The organism is Pseudomonas gingeri (assembly GCF_013385635.1).
GTDB lineage: Bacteria > Pseudomonadota > Gammaproteobacteria > Pseudomonadales > Pseudomonadaceae > Aquipseudomonas > Aquipseudomonas gingeri_A.
In genome coordinates this window covers 577,352-595,681 of the sequence record NZ_JACAPR010000010.1, presented here as the reverse complement: position 1 = coordinate 595,681, position 18,330 = coordinate 577,352, and the positions used below count along the sequence as shown (strand labels likewise).

At 58.7% G+C, this 18,330-nt stretch carries 15 protein-coding genes; 7 read left to right on the top strand and 8 right to left on the bottom strand.

Translation table 11 applies throughout. The features are described 5' to 3' along the window. Positions 1 to 111 precede the first annotated feature (111 nt). Positions 112 to 2,598 (top strand): hypothetical protein, encoded by a 2,487-nt coding sequence (locus HX851_RS13075; RefSeq protein ID WP_177065620.1) that lies wholly within the window; start codon positions 112 to 114, stop codon positions 2,596 to 2,598. Between the two features lie 22 nt (positions 2,599 to 2,620). On the opposite strand, the gene HX851_RS13070 is transcribed toward HX851_RS13075, so the two are convergent. Then, positions 2,621 to 6,631, bottom strand: coding sequence for a glycosyltransferase (locus HX851_RS13070; RefSeq protein WP_177065618.1), 4,011 nt, complete (start codon positions 6,629 to 6,631; stop codon positions 2,621 to 2,623). A gap of 244 nt (positions 6,632 to 6,875) precedes the next feature. On the opposite strand from HX851_RS13070, the gene HX851_RS13065 reads away from it, so the two are divergent. Continuing rightward, entirely contained in the window at positions 6,876 to 7,712 is an 837-nt protein-coding gene (locus tag HX851_RS13065; RefSeq protein WP_256262481.1) for an AraC family transcriptional regulator, read from the top strand. A 4-nt stretch (positions 7,713 to 7,716) separates the two neighbouring features. Here HX851_RS13065 and HX851_RS13060 read toward each other — a convergent pair whose 3' ends face one another. Continuing rightward, the gene (locus HX851_RS13060) at positions 7,717 to 8,304 is read right to left on the bottom strand and encodes a LysE family translocator (RefSeq protein WP_177065616.1); all 588 of its coding nucleotides are present in this window, start codon (positions 8,302 to 8,304) and stop codon (positions 7,717 to 7,719) included. A gap of 125 nt (positions 8,305 to 8,429) precedes the next feature. On the opposite strand from HX851_RS13060, the gene HX851_RS13055 reads away from it, so the two are divergent. Then, complete coding sequence (locus HX851_RS13055) at positions 8,430 to 9,002, top strand: GNAT family N-acetyltransferase (RefSeq protein ID WP_177060108.1); 573 nt, start codon at positions 8,430 to 8,432, stop codon at positions 9,000 to 9,002. 70 nt (positions 9,003 to 9,072) lie between these two features. After that, positions 9,073 to 9,288, top strand: a complete 216-nt coding sequence (locus tag HX851_RS13050) for a hypothetical protein (protein WP_177060110.1) — start codon at positions 9,073 to 9,075, stop codon at positions 9,286 to 9,288. On the opposite strand, the gene HX851_RS13045 is transcribed toward HX851_RS13050, so the two are convergent. Beyond that, positions 9,285 to 10,175 (bottom strand): LysR family transcriptional regulator, encoded by an 891-nt coding sequence (locus tag HX851_RS13045; protein ID WP_177065777.1) that lies wholly within the window; start codon positions 10,173 to 10,175, stop codon positions 9,285 to 9,287. The two genes, HX851_RS13050 and HX851_RS13045, sit on opposite strands and share 4 nt — an antisense overlap. A gap of 139 nt (positions 10,176 to 10,314) precedes the next feature. Between HX851_RS13045 and HX851_RS13040 the strand changes: the two genes are divergently transcribed. Then, a complete protein-coding gene (locus HX851_RS13040) occupies positions 10,315 to 11,742 on the top strand; it encodes an MFS transporter (RefSeq protein WP_177065615.1) in 1,428 nt (475 codons plus the stop codon). 150 nt (positions 11,743 to 11,892) lie between these two features. On the opposite strand, the gene HX851_RS13035 is transcribed toward HX851_RS13040, so the two are convergent. The 4 genes from HX851_RS13035 to HX851_RS13020 form a co-directional block, all read right to left on the bottom strand. Then, the gene (locus HX851_RS13035; protein WP_177060114.1) at positions 11,893 to 12,414 is read right to left on the bottom strand and encodes a flavin reductase family protein; all 522 of its coding nucleotides are present in this window, start codon (positions 12,412 to 12,414) and stop codon (positions 11,893 to 11,895) included. A gap of 8 nt (positions 12,415 to 12,422) precedes the next feature. After that, positions 12,423 to 13,451 (bottom strand): methionine synthase, encoded by a 1,029-nt coding sequence (locus tag HX851_RS13030; protein ID WP_177060116.1) that lies wholly within the window; start codon positions 13,449 to 13,451, stop codon positions 12,423 to 12,425. Positions 13,452 to 13,481: 30 nt separating this feature from the next. After that, complete coding sequence (locus tag HX851_RS13025; protein WP_177060118.1) at positions 13,482 to 14,465, bottom strand: DUF1852 domain-containing protein; 984 nt, start codon at positions 14,463 to 14,465, stop codon at positions 13,482 to 13,484. A 182-nt stretch (positions 14,466 to 14,647) separates the two neighbouring features. Next, positions 14,648 to 14,908, bottom strand: a complete 261-nt coding sequence (locus tag HX851_RS13020) for an epoxyqueuosine reductase QueH (RefSeq protein WP_439899220.1) — start codon at positions 14,906 to 14,908, stop codon at positions 14,648 to 14,650. Positions 14,909 to 14,995: 87 nt separating this feature from the next. Here HX851_RS13020 and HX851_RS13015 point away from each other — a divergent pair, with 87 nt between their 5' ends. Continuing rightward, entirely contained in the window at positions 14,996 to 15,913 is a 918-nt protein-coding gene (locus tag HX851_RS13015; protein WP_177065613.1) for a LysR substrate-binding domain-containing protein, read from the top strand. A gap of 224 nt (positions 15,914 to 16,137) precedes the next feature. Further along, positions 16,138 to 17,007 (top strand): AraC family transcriptional regulator, encoded by an 870-nt coding sequence (locus tag HX851_RS13010; protein ID WP_177065612.1) that lies wholly within the window; start codon positions 16,138 to 16,140, stop codon positions 17,005 to 17,007. A 126-nt stretch (positions 17,008 to 17,133) separates the two neighbouring features. Here the strand turns inward: HX851_RS13010 and HX851_RS13005 are convergent, their stop codons facing one another. After that, complete coding sequence (locus HX851_RS13005) at positions 17,134 to 17,769, bottom strand: hypothetical protein (RefSeq protein WP_177065611.1); 636 nt, start codon at positions 17,767 to 17,769, stop codon at positions 17,134 to 17,136. Between the last annotated feature and the right edge of the window lie 561 nt (positions 17,770 to 18,330).

The window sequence follows — 18,330 nt, the reverse complement described above, 5'->3', positions numbered from 1 at the left end:
TCCACCAGGGTTCTACGGACGCGACCTGTGACCGGCGCCACAACCCGACGCCAAAACCTGCTCGCCGGCAGCGACAAACGTCATACTCGTTCTCCGCCATCACCGCACAGGATGTCACCCGTGAGCGCCGCCCGTAATGAGACCAACGATTCCAAGAGCATTGGCCGTCTGTTGCTGGAACTGACCTGGCAGATCCTGGTCCTGGTGGTGCCGATTTTCTTCGTGACGATCCTGCCACCACTGTTCGCCTTCGCCGTGGTGCTCGGTTTTGCCGGCGCGATGTGGCTATGTGCACGATTCGCCTGGCTGCCCGGTGCGAGAGGCGCGGCCCGGCTGATGATCGCGGCGGTGTTCGGTCTCGGCTTCAGCCTGGGGCGTGCGCTGCCCGAATACTGGAATATCGCCGCGGCCTTTCTCGCCATTTTCCCCGGACTGGCCTGCGTAAGCACCTGGGAACGCAAGCTGGGCCTGGTTGCGGAACCCGAACCGGGCACCGGGGCCCACGCAGGCCAACCCGGCCCCAGTGCCTGGGGCGGCCAGGAACCGACCCATACGCCGGAAGGCGAACCGATCCGGGTCTACAACTACAGCGAAATCGCCATGGGCGGCCCGGTCATCTGCGACTACCTGTTTCCCGACGGCATCCTGCTCGAAGGCCTGGGCGCGTCAGCCCGCTTCTCCGGCGATGGCCGTTACTTCGCCGCACCGGTACCGTCGCGGCAGAACTGGGGCCTGGTGATTCTCGACCGGCCCCTGCGCCGCCTCTACCGTTGTCACAACGAGCGTTTCTGGGAGCTGGACATCTTCAACGAACACGGCCTCGGTGGACGCTACAGCCCGCTGGTGGACAATAGCGTCCAGCTCGTCGCCCTGGAGACGCTGCTCAAGGATGCAGAGGCCGTGGACCTGCTGTCCGTCGGCGATCTCTGGCTCGAACCCGGCCACTGGCAGCAGGCGCTGGCCCGACAGCAGATCGAACAGCGCTCGCCGGACGGTCGCCACCTGTTGGAAGGCCAGCTCAGCCTGCCCACCCGCCTGCTGGAACTGGAGCAACCCCTGGCACCGCTGCTGCACCCGGACTACCGCCTCAGCCTGGACGGCGAACCCGTGGCGCTGCTGGTCAAGGCCCAGACGCCCATGATCTGGAGCGACGACAGCCAGCGTCTGGTCTGTATCGCCACGCCCGCCGCAGAACCGCCCGGGCAATCCCACGGTCTGTGGCTCTGGCAACAGGGTCAGGGCTGGCGTGCCTTGCGCACGCCCTGGAGCGCCAACGACCGCAGCCCCTCGGGCTACTGGAGCGATCCGGTGGCACTGGACGCACAATTCGTCTGGCTGGAGAGCTACCTGCCGCTGCACCAACCCGACAACGGAGGCTTCGGCTACCAGTTGCACAGTATTCACAGCGACTCGGAAATTCTCGTCGGCCACGATCCCCTCGGCCGGGAACTGGACGCCGACTGGAACCGCGCGCGCATCCGCCTGGTGCTGCCGCTGGACAGCGATGGACGGGCCTGCGACCTGCAGATCGAGTCCGCCGCCTTCAAGGACGGCAGCCGTGCCCGTTTCAGCTGGGAACGGGACAACCAGGACGCTGTCGGCGGCTACCGTTGCGAGGTGGCCGGCCCCGGGTTGGAAAAATGGAGCCTGCCCGGCCTCTGGCGACTGGAGCACCGGCTCAGCGAGGACGCCTGTCACCTGGCACTGATACCCTTTACCGACACGCCGGCGATGGCGGATCGGGTCGTCGTGGCCGATCCCCGTACCCACTGCCTGATCGACGGCCCGGCGGCGCGCCTCACCGAGCTGGTGGACTTTCGCGACAGCATCCTCAGCGTCGCCGTGGTCAGCGGCCGCCAACCCCGTGACCTCACCGGCACGCCGTTGCAACGCTTTACCGAAGCCGCCCCGCCAGCCGCAGAGGCCGGCGCGTTCTGTCAGTACCGGGAAGACTCGCGGCTGTATTACCAACTGCGCCGGTTCAAGCTCGACGCCGAGACGCTTGAGGCGCTGCCCGCCTGGCGCGTGGTCAACCAGCCGCAGATCGCCACCGCCGAAGGCGACTTCATCCAGCCGGCGCCTACCGGGCTGGACGCCGCCTGGCTGTTCGGCGGCGGCACCGAATACGGCAATGACTTGCTGCGCGGACAGGTCTCACGCCTGGGCGGCCACCTGCTGACCGCTTCCGGTTGTGCCCTTTCCGATCTCGCGCCCTCGATGATCTGGTCGCCCCGAGGGCGTTACCTGGCGCTGACCCGGCTTTATCTGGAGCATCGCGATTTCGAACACGGAGGACGTGCCTGGAAACTCCTGCTGCTCGATCTTGAAGCACACACCTTGCGCACCGCGCCGGACTGGTTGGGCAACCGCCCGCAGTTCATCGACTTCAGCGACGATACCCTGCACCTGCGCCAGTTCGAGGCCGACTGGGACCTGCGCGACGGTTCGGACCCTGGCCGTCGAGTGAAGATCGCCTTGCAGCACGTGCTGGAATGGCCCGCCGAAGCCCTGGAACGCCATGGCGACCTCTGGCTGACCCGCGCCGATACCCGCGATGCGCAGGCCTGGCAAGCGCTGGATAGACCGGCGCTGCTGTAGCGATCACCGAGGCCTTGTCACATCATTTTTTGATCGTATCCAACAGTAAGCCGACAGCATGCTTCCATGAATACTCCGAAGCCAATTTCCGGGCGAGCTCATGAGCTCGCTGGAAGGCCGCCTGCGGATCGCGCAGTACCCCTTCGATACGCTTGGCCCACTCATCGGAGGCTGACGCCAAATCGTCCCTGGCCTCCACAATGTAATGCTGGGACTCGACATCGCCCAAGACGTGCCGAAGGAACTCACCGATACCACTCTGGCGGCTGACCAGAATGGGGACGCCGAGAGCCAGGGCTTCCTGGGCGACCAGGCCGAACCCTTCACGCCGGGAGGGCATCAATAACAATGTCGCGCGCCTCAGGTCACCCTCGATCGTATTCCCCTCGCTGGCATACTCGCGCACCCGAATCGACAGATTTTCCGCACCGGGAATATTCAACAGTTGCATGCGCAAGGCGGCGCCTGTTCCTTGTGGCGCACCCCGTACAATCAGCTCGGGGTCCGACTGGAAACGCACGTTACGGTCCAGCAGCTTGGCCAGCCCCAGAGCTCCGATATCCAGTCCCTTGAGTTCCAGATCCTCGGCACGCCCCAGAATCAGACAATGCAGCCCACTCGGTGGACTCCTCATCGCCGAGCAGGAAAAGCCCGGAATCATTTCATGGACATCCGGAGGACTCTCCAGCGCCGCCACCAGATTACGCGCCTCACGGGACAAGCGCGGGCCAACTGCAACGACCAATGCAGCCGTTTCTGAGAGCCCGAGCTCAATCCTTTCACGCTCCTCGCTCTGGGCCGCGGCATCGTCCTTGCCCTTGAACCACTCGATCTCGCCCGGAGCCATATGGACAAAATGAATCCGCTTGGCCTCACGGAAGAAATCCGTTGCCTGGACATCCGCCGCCGGACCGGTAATCCGTCCATGCCCCACCACCAGTTGTGGATTGAATCCCTCCGGCAAATCCAGACGGCGAAGCAATCCGCTCATGACTTGGGAGCCGGGCCCTCCAGGCGCGCGCAGAAGATGGATGTCATATTCCCGGGCATGACCGATTTCCGCTTCGGTGGCATCCGGCACCGCACAGACGACCCTGCACCCTGCCGCTGCCAGGGCCCGGCAAAACTCGCGGTTGAACGTGGACAACCCGCCATGGGCGGACTTCCACTCCGTGGCCATCACCAGAACCGAAGGGCCGCGGGAAAGCGCTTGCTGCGCCGGTACGTGGGACGTCGAGGGTTGTGTCGTCGCGTGGCTGCCATGTTCTTTCATATGCGTTATCCAATCCGTGAGTTCGTGACAGGCGTCCATATTCAGTGGCCGTCTCACCACGTGGTCCATTCCGGTCAAAGAGGGAGGCAACAACGTCAGGCAGTTGGCAGGATGAGCCGCCGAGTAGGACACCGGCTCATTCCACAACTCCAACAGGTCTGCCCGTGTCGGAGAGAAGTCCCTAAGCTGCCTTGCACCGATATAGACCGAATAAAGATGAGATGCCAGGGATAGATTGCCCTGGCGAAAGGCAATGAAACAGCGCAACCAGGTGCCGACATGCCCGGACTCATCACCCAAGCGTTCGAGCGATTCCAACACGACGTGCGCATCGTTCACCTCGCCAGCGCACAACCGGCAAAACACCTCCTGAATAACAAGGTAGTAACTTGATGGCCACTGTGCTCGGCCTTCACGGGCGATTTGCGCACCGTCAGCCCAGCGCCCCTCGATCTGAGCCAAAAGACATTTGGCGAGAAAAGCGATCGCCGACGCGCCCTTATCAAGCTCGATAACACCCCACAAATAATCAAGATCAAGTCCGATAGCAGAATTGAAAACAGATTTTTCTCTGATAGTCCCACTCTCGGCAATGTGCCGTGGCATTTGCGGATTGGAAAGCAGCAGACGTGCCTCATCAATTCGGTTTTCCAGCCTCATCAGATAAGCGCACTGGGTATAGATCGGAATCTGGTGAAATTCATGGGGCAATATCCTCATGCTCTCAACCAATAACGCAATGGCTTCCGGTCGCCGCCCATCGTCCTTGAGGAACTCGGCACCGATAAGATAGAGGGCGGCGCGATTGCACTCCACCGGCAGTTTTTCAAGTCCCTCTTCGACCAGCTCAATCGCCTGTGACTGCCGCCCATCCTCTTTCAAGTACTCTGCGCACAGCTGATACAGCGCCACGAGATTGAATTCCGCAGGCACCTTTTTAATACCATCGAGCAACAAGGAAATAGCTCGATCACACTGGTCATTTTTCTTCAGCAGTTCGGCGCACTGCGTATACAGCACCACACTATTGAACTCGGCGGATATGAGATTGATCCCCTCGAGCAAAAACTCGATGGCTTCAGGACTACGATTTTCCTCCACCAGAAGTTGCACGTGCGCATGATAAAGCGCGACGACATTCTTTTCTGCCGGGATAGCGGCCATACCCCGTCTTAGCAGATCCAGAGCCTCCTCCGTCCGTCCTTTGCTCCTGAGTAGCTTGACGCCGTGCAAGTAGAGAGAGACTGGATTTCCACCCTCCGAATACGCTTCGATCGCAGCATTGAGGGTCAGCAATGCATCGTCGATACGGCCCAGGCGCTCTTCAAGACGAGCTACAAAGTCCGCGGCATCCCGTGGACCGTCAGCGCCGACAGCCAATTTGGCGTGCCCCAGCGCGAGCTCGATATCGCCCACCCTGTTGCGCTGGTTGAGACAACGAGCCAGGTAATACTCAAGCGGCCTGACCAGGCAATCCTCCAGCAGAATGGTCAGCACCGAGATCAATTCATCCAGCTCTTCCCCTGCCGGAATCTTCGAGTTCGACTTGATGGTTTTCATCAGATGGTCGGCGGTGCTCAACACGACCCGATTGAGGTCTTCGTGACGACCGGCATGGTGCAGGTGATAGCGAAGTTCCGCGAAGGTACTGGCGACTCGCTTTTGGTCCATCACCATCGCTCGTGCTTCGTAGGGGCGAATATGATAATCGGCGGCTTTGGAGTGAGCCTGCCTGAAATCAGGCCCGCAATCGCGCAGATGGGCCAGTCCGATTTCCCGGATGATCGGGTGCAACGAATGCCAACCCTGACGTTGGCTGAGCAGAAAGCGGGTAATCAGCAGATTGCGAAAATCATTGGCGTCTTTGCTGACACCGCCACAGATCACCTCAAAACACACCCGTTCGAAACTTCTGCGATGGGCAGAGAGCATGCGTAGCCGACGCTGTTGGAGCGGCTCCAGATGACTCATGGTGCGTTCCAGCAGATCGCGTTCGAGCCTTTGCAGGAAATCACGGGAGACTTCTCGATCCTGATAAGCCCAGAGACTGGGATTGGCACCTATCACCTCATCCAGGGACTCATAGGCCAGGGTCGCCACCAGACTCTCGATAGCCCTCGGATTGCAGCCCAATGAACGGATCAGTTCCGGCTTGCGCTCCGGCGGTACCGCGTCAAGATTGCCGCTGCCCAACAACCGGTCGTCCAGCAGCGCGATAGCGTCCTCCTCTGTCAGCGCCGTCAAGGTTTTGATCGGGAAGCTCTCCGACCAACGCGCACGCTCGACCAGGCGGTCGCTGACCAATAGCAATCGCCCCCGGAGGGTGGGTCGGGCTCTCAGGAAGGCCAGAATCCCGACCAGGTCGCCTTGCGGCTCCCCCGTATCCGCCTTGAACAGGCGCTGCGCCTCATCGAGAACGATCAGCACCGGTTTGCGCAATGCCTGCTCCAGGGCAAAAGCGGGATTGGGTTGCTCGGAAAGCAAGGTGTTCAACATCGTTTCGACGCCCAGCGTCGTCAGCCTTTCGGCGATATCGGACAGCGTCCCCTGCAGTGCACCCGCACGTTCCACCACCTCTTCGATGATGACCTGCCAGCCCTCCAACTGCTCGACATGCATCGCCAGTTCCGCCGAGAGCTCACTCTTCCCAACGCCGGGGAACCCTTCGACGAAACACACCACCGGCCCGTCTTCCAGCCAGTGATCCGTCAGCCAGCTCAGTACCTGACGACGATTTTCCCCAAAATGGGCCTTGTGCATGCACACCATCCCTAGTCAACACGTAATGGGCCAGCACTTGCGCGCCCTCGGAACGGTCTCATTGACGCGTGCAGGACGACCGGGCGAAGCGCTGAGCCGGGCAATATTTAATTGCCATCATCATAAGACAATAGTCGCCTCCTCTACTACGCCGAGACTGCAACAGCGCTGTTCCCAAGCAACGTCTCTCCTGCCATTCTGATGAAAGAATTCGATCTCGCCGGCTGAATCAATGGAATCGACCATGCACAAACCTGCCGCTGCCCCTCTCGACGACAAGGCCCCGTATTTCTGGCGCGATGCCACGCTGCCGTTTATCGAGGCCCGTTCGATCCAGGACGGCCGCAAGGTTTGTTATGCGCGTCATTCCCACGAGCATTTCTCCATCGGCGCGATCACTCAAGGGCGCAGTACCTATATCAATGAACAGCAGCAATGGCAGGTCGAAGCCGGCACCGTGGTGCTGATGAATCCTGGTGAGGTGCACGCTTGCAACCCTATCGACGACCAGCCCTGGGCCTATCGGATGTTTTATGTCGAGACACCCTGGCTGACGTCCCTGCAACATGAACTGGGGTTCAGTCCGGACCTGGATTTCCGGGCGTTTTCCGCCACCCACAGCACCGATCCGCTGCTCTTCCGCGGCTTGAACCTGCTCTACGAACAACTGGTGGACAACGACCTCGCCCACCTGGAAAAACAGTGCGCCATCGTCGAGTTCTTCACCCTGCTGCAACACCGGCTGAACCCGGCGCCGGTCCCCGCCCGCGAGATCAACCAGAAACTGGAGCGGGCCGCGGCCTATATCCACAAGCACTGCACCGAAGCGCTGAAACTGGAGGACATCTGCCAGGCCGCGCAACTGTCGGCGTCCTACCTGACCCGCGCCTTCAAGCAGCACTATGGCATGACGCCCCACGCCTTCCTGGTCAACCGGCGCATCCAGTACGCGCGCAACCAGTTGCGTCGCGGCCGACTGATTGCCGATGTCGCCCTGGAAGCCGGCTTTGCCGATCAGGCGCACTTCCAGCGGACCTTCAAGCAACACCTGGCCGCGACACCGGGACAATATCGCGGCTGAAGACTCACGGCAGCAGCAGGTAGATCGCACTGAGCGCCAGCAACAGGGCCATCAGCCGGTTGAACAGGCGCATGCCCCGGGGATTTTCCAGATATCGGCGCAAAAAGGTCCCGGCAAAGGCCCAGCAGGCAATCGAGCCATAGCAGATCACGAAGTAGATCAAGGCAAACTCCAGCACCACCCGCGTGTCGCCGTTGGCGGCAAACGCGCCCATGCCCGCCACACAGGCCAGCCAGGCCTTGGGGTTGAGCCATTGCATCACCGCGCCGACCGCCAGGGTCGGTCGCTTGCCGGGCTGGCCGGCATTCAGCGAGCCGTCGTCCAGCGCCAGCTTCCAGGCCATGTACAGCAGGAACGCCACGCCGCCGAGCTGGATCAGCCGCGTCAGCGCGGGCAGCGCCAGCAACAGCTCGTGCAAGCCCAGGCCGATCAAGACCAGCAGCAGGGTGAAGCCCACGGTGGCACCGGTGACATGCCGCAGGCTGGCGCGCAGGCCGAACTGTGCGCCGGAACTCAGGGACACGACATTGACCGGGCCGGGGGTGATGGACGACGCCAGTGCAAAGGCGGCCATGGAAATCAGAACGCTCATCGACTACTTCCCTCTCAGTAAAATGTGAGAAGCAAAGTACTCAGCCAACCCGACAGCGTATTGAAGAAAACTCCCCTGGCGGCGCATTATCCGCTTCATCGTGTTGCTCTGGAGGAACATCCCACATGTCGGCTTCCACATCTGTGCCCATCATTCAGCACCCTCTTCAGACGCATCGACTGCTGCTGCGTCCGGTGCAGGCGGACGACCTCAAGGTCGCCCAGGCCATCCACGGAGACCCGCAGACCAATCGCTACAACCCCAAGGGCACAGCGTCCCTGGAAACCACCAGCAGCAACCTGTTCAACTGGATCGAGCACTGGAAAACCCGGGGCTTCGGCTACTGGGCCGTCTGCGACAAGGAACACCCGGAGAAAGTCCTGGGTTTCGGCGGACTCCAGGACGGCCTCTTCGGTTCGCGCACCGGGTTGAACCTGTATTTCCGTTTTGCGCCGGACGCCTGGGGCAAGGGCTACGCCAGCGAAATGGTCGAAGCCGCCCTGCACCTGGCCTTCAGGACCCTGGAGCGCAACGAGGTGATCGGCCTGGTGCGACCGGACAACCTGCCCTCGCGCCGCACCCTGGAGCGTGCCCGGATGATCGTCGACGGTGAGCTGGACGATGTTCCAGGCCAGCCCCACAGCCTGCTCTACAGCCTCAGTGCCGAGCGCTACCTGAGCCCCGAAAGTTTCATGTAGCAGCGGCCGGCGAAGGCGTAAGATGGGCTGAGCACCTATTACAAAATGTGTCAGCCCAGGGAAAGCGAATATGAAACCGAGCCTCATCAAAGCCGCACTGGTCGTCGGCAGTCTGCTGTTGAGCGCCTGCTCCGGCGTGACCACCCAGAACAACAGCGCCTGCGAGACACTGAGTTGCCAGCAGCACTACAACAGCAGCGTCCGTGTCAGCCAGGAAAGCGGTTCGATGAACAGCAACCTGGGCAGCAGCTTCAGTGAATACGGCGCGAGCATGCTGCGCGATTAAAGCGCGCAGACTTCCCGCAGACAGCCGCGCAACCAGCGATGGGCCAGATCGGCATCCATCCTCGGATGCCAGAGCATCGATACACTGAAGTCCGGCGCGTCGAGCGGCAGGACGAAGCTGTGCATATCCAATCGCAGCTTCGCGGTATGCCGTTCCGGCACACTGGCAATCAGATCACTGGAACGGGCCAACGCCAGCGCGGTGGAGAAGCCCGCGACAATCGCCAGCACTTCCCTTTCCAGCCCTAGCCGTTTGAGCCCATCGTCGATCGGTCCCTTGTCGAGCCCGCGACGTGACACGCTGATATGCCGGCCCGCCGCATAGCGAGCCGGGGTCATTTCACCTTCGCTCAACGGATGCCCGGCGCGCACCACACCAACAAAACGGTCGCGGAACAGCGCCTGGGTAAACAGCTCCGGGCTCGCCGCCTTGCCCACCACACCGGTTTCCAGATCCACCGTGCCGTCGCGCAGTGGTGTGCTGTCCTTGTCCGGTTTCTGCACGAAGCGCAGGCGCACACCCGGCGCCTGCTGGCTGACACGGGCGATCAACGCCGCGCCGAAATTTTCCACGAAGCCTTCGCTGGTGCGCAGGGTAAAGGTCCGGACCAACTGCCCGAGATCAAGCTGCTCGACAGGCCGTAACATGGCCTGCGCCTCCTCCACCAGGCGCCCGACCCGCTCGCGTAACTCCAGAGCCCGGGGTGTCGGCACCAGGCCACGTCCGGCCCGGACCAGCAGCGGGTCACCGGTGGTTTCCCGCAGGCGCGCCAACGCCCGGCTCATCGCCGACGGACTCAGGCGCAAACGCTCGGCCGCTCGCGCCACGCTACCCTCGGCCAGCAGCACATCGAGGGTCAGCAACAGATTCAGGTCAGGTGTCGACATCGGCAGCCCCGGCTTCAGGTGATTCATGGATAGCGTCAGACGCATGAATAACCTGCAACCCATGCGCCTTCCGCCATAGTAGGGGCCGGTGTAGATTTCCGGTAGCTGCGTATCGGCAGCGCCGGGAAAAGAGGACAGGATGAAAACCACCACCGCACGACATCAAGCCGCCATCGACCGTAGCGGATATGCGCCATCAGTGCGCTGGGCCCTGGGCAGCCTGGCCCTGTCCATGCTGCTGTCGTCCCTCGGCACCAGCATCGCCAATGTCGGCCTGCCGACCCTGGCCCAGGTGTTCGATGCGTCTTTCCAGCAGGTCCAGTGGGTCGTCCTCGCCTATCTGCTGGCCATCACCACGCTGATCGTCAGTGCCGGGGGCCTGGGCGACCTGCTGGGCCGGCGCCGCCTGCTGCTATCCGGCATTGCCCTGTTCACGGCAGCCTCGGCGTTGTGCGGCCTGGCACCGACACTCGGCTGGCTGATCGGCGCCCGGGCGCTGCAAGGGCTTGGCGCAGCGATCATGATGGCGTTGACCCTGGCCTTTGTCGGCCAGACCGTGCCCAAGGCCCGGATCGGCAGCGCCATGGGCCTGCTCGGCACCACCTCGGCCATAGGTACCGCGCTGGGTCCGTCGCTGGGCGGTGTCCTGATCGCCGGGTTTGGTTGGCAGGCGATCTTCCTGATTTGCCTGCCGCTGGGGCTGCTGACCTGGCTGCTTGCCTATCGCCACCTGCCCACCGACCCGCCTGCAGAGCAGGTCCGGCGCCCGCGCTTCGATCTGCTCGGCACGCTGCTGCTCGCACTGACCCTCGGTGCCTACGCGATGGCCATGACCCTGGGCCGCGGCCATTTCGGTCCGCTCAATATCGCCCTGCTGGTGGCGGCGCTCGTGGGTGTCGGACTGTTCGGATGGGTTGAAACGAAGGTCGCCTCGCCACTGATCCGACCGGCGATGTTCCGTGACCGCTTGCTGAGCGCCAGCCTGGTCATGAGCACGCTGGTCACCACGGTACTGATGGCGACCCTGGTGGTCGGACCGTTCTACCTGGCCCGCGCACTCGCCCTGGAACCAGCCAAGGTCGGCCTGGTGCTGGCGATCGGGCCCGCCGTCGCGGCACTGACCGGCGTCCCCGCCGGACGTATCGCCGACCGCTTCGGCGCACCCGCGATGACCCTCGTCGGTTTGCTGGCCATCGCCCTCGGCTGCCTGGCGTTATCGCTGCTGCCGCGAACCCTGGGTATCGCCGGCTACATCGTGCCCATGGTGATCCTCACCCTGGGCTACGCCGTGTTCCAGACGGCCAACAATACCGCCGTCATGAGCGAAATCCCGGCGGACCGGCGGGGCGTGATTTCCGGCCTGCTCAACCTGTCGCGCAATCTCGGCCTGATCACCGGCGCCGCAGCCTTGGGCGCGGTATTTGTATTCGCCACGACCAGCAGCGATATCATCACGGCGGATCCCGAGGCGGTGGCAGCCGGCATGCACATTACCTTTGCCGTGGCCCTGGGACTGATCGTCGTTGCACTGGGGCTTGCCCTGGGAAACCGCGCCAGGAGCAGATGACCATGGACGTCACGTATGCGGTGGCCGGTAAGCTCGACTGCGAGCTGTGCATTCCGGTGCGAGCGTTGTGATTAGCCGGGTGGTCGCGTCAATACAAAGCAACGGAGTAACCTCTGTACACTCCGTTACACACTGCCAGAGACTCTTTGCTCAAACGGCACCGTGTGCCGCCAAATTGCGGTACTGCCCTTTGAAATACAGCAACGGCTGCGCCGCGTCGGCTTTATGCAGGTTTAACGCTTTCACTTCACCAATCACGATCACATGATCACCCGCAACATATTCAGCGTGAATTTCACAATCCAGCCAATGCAGACTGTCGGCAATAACCGGATTGCCCAGCGGTGATTGCTGCCATTCGATTCCCTGCCATTTATCCGTGCCCCGGCGAGCGAACTGGTTGGAAATCCTGACCTGTTCACCGGATAGAATATTGACTGCGAATCGACCCGCCTCGCGAATTTTCGGATAGCTGGCCGAACTGCACATGACGCTGAACGACACCAGCGGCGGGTTCATCGACACGCTATAGAACGACTGACACGTAAAGCCAATCGGTTCGTCACCAGTGCGCGATGTAATCACCGTAATACCGGAAGCGTAGTGTCCGAGCGCCTCACGAAAGCTCACGGGCTCAATGGCAGTAACTGTCTCAGTGGCAGGGAGTGACATGCTAAATCCTAGTTCGACAGCTCTTTGCGGATGATCTCTGCACCGGCGCTCAACGCATTCAACTTGCCCCTTGCTACCTGGCGAGGCAATGGCGCCATGCCGCAGTTGGTGCATGGATAGAGCTTGTCGGCATCGACGAACTGAAGTGCCTTGCGCAGGGTATTGGCCACTTCCTCAGGCGTCTCAATGGTATGGTTTGCCACGTCGATGGCACCGACCATCACTTTCTTGCCGCGAATGAGTTCGATCAGATCCATTGGAACGTGGGAGTTATGGCACTCCAGCGAGACGATATCGATGCTTGATTTCTGCAACTTGGGGAACGCCTCTTCATACTGGCGCCATTCTGAACCCAAGGTCTTTTTCCAGTCGGTGTTGGCCTTGATGCCGTAGCCGTAACAGATATGCACCGCCGTTTCGCATTTGAGTCCTTCGATGGCCCGTTCCAGGGTGGCAACGCCCCACTCGTTCACCTCATCGAAGAACACATTGAATGCAGGTTCATCGAATTGAATGATGTCGACGCCAGCAGCTTCGAGTTCCCTGGCCTCCTGGTTGAGGATCTTGGCGAACTCCCAAGCCAGCTTTTCACGACTCTTGTAGTGGGCATCAAAGAGCGTGTCGATCATGGTCATGGGGCCTGGCAGAGCCCATTTGATCGGTTGCCCGGTTTGTTGACGCAGGAACTTCGCGTCTTCTACAAAAACTGGCTTCTTGCGGGCAACAGCCCCCACCACCGTGGGTACGCTGGCATCGTAGCGATCACGAATCCTGACGGTTTCGCGCTTTTCGAAATCGACCCCTTCGAGGTGCTCGATAAATGTGGTCACAAAGTGCTGACGCGTCTGTTCGCCGTCACTGACGATATCGATGCCAGCGTGCTGCTGCTCTTGCAGCGCCAGGCGCAATGCATCCTGTTTGCCCTCGATCAACCCTTCATCCTGCAATTTCCAGGGCGACCAGAGGGTTTCAGGCTGTGCTAGCCAGGAAGGTTTAGGCAAGCTGCCAGCAGTTGAAGTCGGTAACAGTTTTTTCATAGCCGATTAAAACCTTGTATTTTCAATGACTCAAAGAGCGTAACTGGCAGACCATTGCTCAAGAATGATCTGATAAGGCTTGATGAAGTGCTCTCCAGCAAACTTCCCTTGCTCAACAGCCAGACGACTGCGCTCATCTCGGTCGTACACGATTCGAGTCAACGAGTAGTCCTGGTGTTTCAAGCTGGGCTGATAGACTTTCCCTGCCGCGGAATTCGCGTTGTAAATCTCGGGGCGATAGATCTTCTGGAAAGTGTCCATCGTGCTGATCGTACCGATCAGCTCAAGATTGCTGTAATCATCGAGCAAATCGCCGGAGAAATAGAAAGCCAACGGCGCTGCACTGTTCGGCGGCATGAAATAGCGGACCTTCAAGCCCATCTTTTTGAAATATTCATCCGTCAGGGAATATTCATCCTGCTGATATTCAACACCCAGTACAGGATGCTGGTTCTCGGTGCGCTGGTAAGTTCTGCTGCTCGAAACGCTCAGGCAGATGACAGGTGGCTTTTTGAAGTGCTCTCTGTAGGCGTCCGAGTTGACGAAGCATTTGAACAGCTTGCCGTGCAGGTCGCCGAAACCGTCTGGCGTACTGAACCCGGTCTGATTCTTGTTGTGCTCCAGCAACACGACACTGAAATCGTAATCCCGCACATAGGAGGAGAAGTTGTTTCCAACAATGCCCTCGATGCGCTCGTTGGTTTTCCTGTCAACGATGGTGGTTTTCAACACCTCGATCAACGGGATGGCATTACCACTGAGATGCGCATCGATAGTCATTTCAGCGGAAATGATTTCCAGCTCGACCGTGTAACGATCACCTTCAGGATTGTCCCAATGCGCCAGAGTGTTGAAGCGGTTGTCGATCATCTTCAGGGTGTTACGCAAATTCTCCTGACGACTCTCTCCTCGCGCCAGATTGGCAAAGTTGGTGGTAATCCGCGTCTTGTCCGACGGACAATAGTTCTCATCGAAACAAATGCTCTTGATAGCAAATGTGAATTCGTTTTTCATCGTGACCCGCACCTGTATTTCGACAAAGCTGAACTGGCGTCTTGCTTCTTTCAGCTTTGATCAACTTTCTGTTCCTTCACTCGGCAGCCTGTAGATCGACCACTGTGAAGAGCTGCGCGCATTTTAAGCAGGGAGGCTGTATGAACAAAAACGAATTGATTTCAAAAAAACATTAGTCGCGCTCATGATGGCGGATCTGCTTGACCGCTTCGATCACGAGCGACGCCACCACTCTTGCGCCAGTTGTAATCCCAATCAGTGACGCCGGGGTATTTCCGTGCGCTGCGGATACCGCTATCGGTGATCTGTTTCATGTCTTTCCAACGAGAAATCCCCAGCGAACTGCTGATGACGCTGAAGCCATGTTCGAGGGCGTACAGGGCCGTACGCTCGAAACGCATCTCAAAGCACAGGGTGCAACGCACGCAGCACTCAGGCTCCATGCCTTTCGCTGGACCCATTGTCGTCAATTGATCTATGGTGAGACAAACTAATCCTAATACCTCTCAACTCAAATTTTATTCATAATCATGATCGATATTCGTCATCTTAAAACCGTTCAAGCCATGCGTGACACCAGCAGCCTGGTTGAAACGGCTGAGCGCCTGAATCTTACTCAGTCAGCCATTTCCCATCAGATGAAGGAGTTGGAAGAGCGGATGGGAATGACATTGTTCACGCGCAAATCAAAGCCGATGCGCTTTACCTGCGCGGGCCTGAGATTGCTGAGACTGGCTGACGAAGTCCTGCCATTGCTGAGGGAAGCCGAACGCGATTTCAGCCGGCTAGCGGGGGGCTCAGCTGGACGTTTGCACATGGCTATTGAGTGCCACAGCTGCTTTCAGTGGTTAATGCCAGCCATCGACGCCTTCAGGACCTCATGGCCCGAGGTAGAGATGGATCTGGCATCAGGGTTTTCTTTCGCACCACTACCTGCACTGGCTCGTGGGGATCTGGATCTGGTCGTAACATCCGATCCAATCAACCTGAACGGCATTACCTACGTGCCGCTGTTTGCCTATGAAGCATTACTGGCAGTAGATAATCACCATCCACTGGTTGGAAAAAACGTCATTCTGCCAATCGACTTGAAACCCTTCACGCTGATCACCTACCCCATCGAACGGGACCGCCTGGATATCTTCACACGCTTCCTCGATCCAGCCGATGTCGAGCCACTCAACGTTCGAACGTCAGAGATGACCGTGATGATGATGCAATTAGTGGCATCAGGTAGGGGCGTTTGCTGCTTGCCGAACTGGGCGCTATACGAATACACGTCTCGTGGTTATGTCACAGCGCGGCGCCTGGGCGACAGCGGATTGTTTCCGACTCTGTTCGCTGCGGTGCGTTCAGACATGCTGGCAACGCCATACATGCAAGACTTTTTACTGACGGCGAAAGATACTTCTTTCTCGACGCTGGAAGGCATCAGCGCGGTTCGTTAATAGCACTCCCCGTTCAGACCTGTCGCTCTAGATACAGCGTCCGTGAGTGTCTGCTTGGGGTTGTGGATTCAACCGGTCGACGCAACAGATTGGCCCCTGCCCAGTGAGCGAAGCGGCAGCTCTCCACTGCGAGGCCAAACCCAATCAGAGCAAACCCGGCTAGGAACATCGAGGGCGCAAAGGCGGATGCTATTGCTCACCGCATCTTCAGGAGTTTTCGTTCGGTGACTGACTTAAGCAGCAGCCATGCCTATGCAAAACGATTCGACGCCGTGCTCGCCTACATCGATACGTACCTCGAAGGCGATCTGTCGGTGAATGCATTGAGCCGGATCGCCAACTTCTCGGCGTTCCATTTTCATCGACAGTTCACGGCGTATGTCGGCGTTCCGGTTGCACAGTATGTGCAGTTGATGAGGCTTCGGCGCGCCGCGCACCAATTGGTTGGCTCACCTGATCAGTCCGTTCTGGAGACAGCACTCAGTGCTGGCTTCGAAAGCCCCGAGGCCTTTTCAAGGGCGTTCAAGCGAGCCTTCGGCATGGCGCCGAGTGCGTTCGCAAAGGCACCGAACTGGCAGCTCTGGAGTGCGGTATTCGTTGTCCCTCACTTTTCCAGGAGTATCACCATGCAGATACGTATCGTGGAGTTCGCCGAAACCCGCGTGGCAGCGCTTGAACATCACGGGGCTCCCGGCCTCGTCAGTGAAAGCGTCAATCTTTTCCGTCAATGGCGCATGCGGAGCGGCCAGTCGCCGGTGGCCCTGAGCCGCTCCTTTGGCATCCCCTACGACAATCCCGATACCACGCCCGCGGAGGACTTTCGGTTCGCGATTTGCGGCGAGATAAAGGAGGCCGTACTGCCCAATGAACTCGGTGTGCATGAACGGATCATCCCCGCAGGGCGCTGTGCCGTGATTCGCCATACGGGTTCACCTGACTACATCGGAGAAACCATCTACCCGCTTTACCGCGACTGGCTTCCCTCCAGTAAAGAAGAGCTTCGGGATCATCCGTTGTTCTTCCATTACCTGAGCGTCTTTCCCGAAACGCCGCAGGATCAATGGCAAACGGATATTTACGTTCCGTTGAAATAGGCGAGGCTGACTTCCGACCCGGCTTGCCGCTCGATCGGTGACACGCATTGACCGGGCGGCAGCTTTCGGCCAGAAGCGGTCATCAGATCACTACGCGATCAGGGTTGAGCTAGAACGCTACAATCTTCATCGAGAAGCTGCTTTCGCGTTCATTAAATCAATGAACGCATATTCTAATGTCCAATGTGCCTGAGGCCCGCTAACTCCCGTGGTTTCAAGCCATGACTTTTTATCCTCCTCGTCTAACTCAAAGCCTTCGGGTAAAAATTGAGCCAACACCTCACCGTCACGTGTAATATGATAGGCGTAAGAACTCTGATCATTGACCTGCGCAAATCTAACCTCTTGAACAACCCTCCCACTTCTTGAATGATAGAATATGTTAAGCGCTCTGGACTTCGAAAAATGGGGAGTATCAAGTAGCTGAAAGCCCGTCACTGAAAACTCATCAATAACAAAAGAGTGTTCCGCGGTCACACCCTGCCTCAGAGCATCAATGTCAACAATTCGAACTTTCAAATTAAATAATGGAAACTCTCCACAATGCCTTAAAACAAAACTTGCACCCTTTTGTTCATGTTTCCCATTCGGCATTAGGTAACAGAAGCTATCGCCTCCATTTATATGGCCGACCATCGTTCTGACATTACGCTCCAGGCTATCTGTGAGTTTTTCCAGACGGTGTTCAACATTGTTAAAGCTACTCTCTACACCAGCCTGCTTTCTAACTCTAAAAACTTGCCCCACGATCCAACTGATCAAAAAAAGGTGGGTCCAAAAATAGATACTATTTTCTTAACATCTGCACCTCCGCCCCACGTAGAATAGGCGGTCCACGCCGAAGAAATCAAAAATGGTATCCAGAACTCCCTCAGTAACTGACGAAATATTTTCACATTTCCCTCGTGCTTTTATAAAATTCGAAATATACAGGTCACGCCCTTCCAGCGTAAATAGTCTCTAGCCAAATTGCCTACACGCAGCGAATGCCGTCGCCGGCCAATGTCGCCATTCAGAGGTGCCATTCGGAACCAAAAGCGTCAAGAGATTTGTTTGACTGTATCACTATGCTCTTACTGCGCCAATATAAGTTTTTTGGAAGTCATTGACTTCGACTCCCTCAAGGCTTGGAAGGATATACAGCATATCGAAGTTGAGGAGATACAATCTTTGGCGTTTTCGAATGTCCGCAATGGGTCGTTTGTGGCCCTCGCGAGAGGCAGCGATCGGCCATAAGCAGTCAGTCGGATATGTCCACGAAACCATGGGCGATTCATAAAAATCTTGAGCGTCATCAAGATCGCCGAAGCACTAGATATAAAG

Bases quoted from the DNA above. Each gene is read 5' to 3' on its own strand.
- HX851_RS13030 (WP_177060116.1), bottom strand. From the start codon at position 13,451: ATGAAAAAACTGTTACCGACTTCAACTGCTGGCAGCTTGCCTAAACCT.
- HX851_RS13045 (WP_177065777.1), bottom strand. From the start codon at position 10,175: ATGTCGACACCTGACCTGAATCTGTTGCTGACCCTCGATGTGCTGCTG.
- HX851_RS13075 (WP_177065620.1), top strand. From the start codon at position 112: ATGTCACCCGTGAGCGCCGCCCGTAATGAGACCAACGATTCCAAGAGC.
- HX851_RS13035 (WP_177060114.1), bottom strand. From the start codon at position 12,414: ATGTCACTCCCTGCCACTGAGACAGTTACTGCCATTGAGCCCGTGAGC.
- HX851_RS13025 (WP_177060118.1), bottom strand. From the start codon at position 14,465: ATGAAAAACGAATTCACATTTGCTATCAAGAGCATTTGTTTCGATGAG.
- HX851_RS13020 (WP_439899220.1), bottom strand. From the start codon at position 14,908: ATGGAGCCTGAGTGCTGCGTGCGTTGCACCCTGTGCTTTGAGATGCGT.
- HX851_RS13070 (WP_177065618.1), bottom strand. From the start codon at position 6,631: ATGCACAAGGCCCATTTTGGGGAAAATCGTCGTCAGGTACTGAGCTGG.
- HX851_RS13015 (WP_177065613.1), top strand. From the start codon at position 14,996: ATGATCGATATTCGTCATCTTAAAACCGTTCAAGCCATGCGTGACACC.
- HX851_RS13040 (WP_177065615.1), top strand. From the start codon at position 10,315: ATGAAAACCACCACCGCACGACATCAAGCCGCCATCGACCGTAGCGGA.
- HX851_RS13060 (WP_177065616.1), bottom strand. From the start codon at position 8,304: ATGAGCGTTCTGATTTCCATGGCCGCCTTTGCACTGGCGTCGTCCATC.
- HX851_RS13065 (WP_256262481.1), top strand. From the start codon at position 6,876: ATGCACAAACCTGCCGCTGCCCCTCTCGACGACAAGGCCCCGTATTTC.
- HX851_RS13055 (WP_177060108.1), top strand. From the start codon at position 8,430: ATGTCGGCTTCCACATCTGTGCCCATCATTCAGCACCCTCTTCAGACG.
- HX851_RS13050 (WP_177060110.1), top strand. From the start codon at position 9,073: ATGAAACCGAGCCTCATCAAAGCCGCACTGGTCGTCGGCAGTCTGCTG.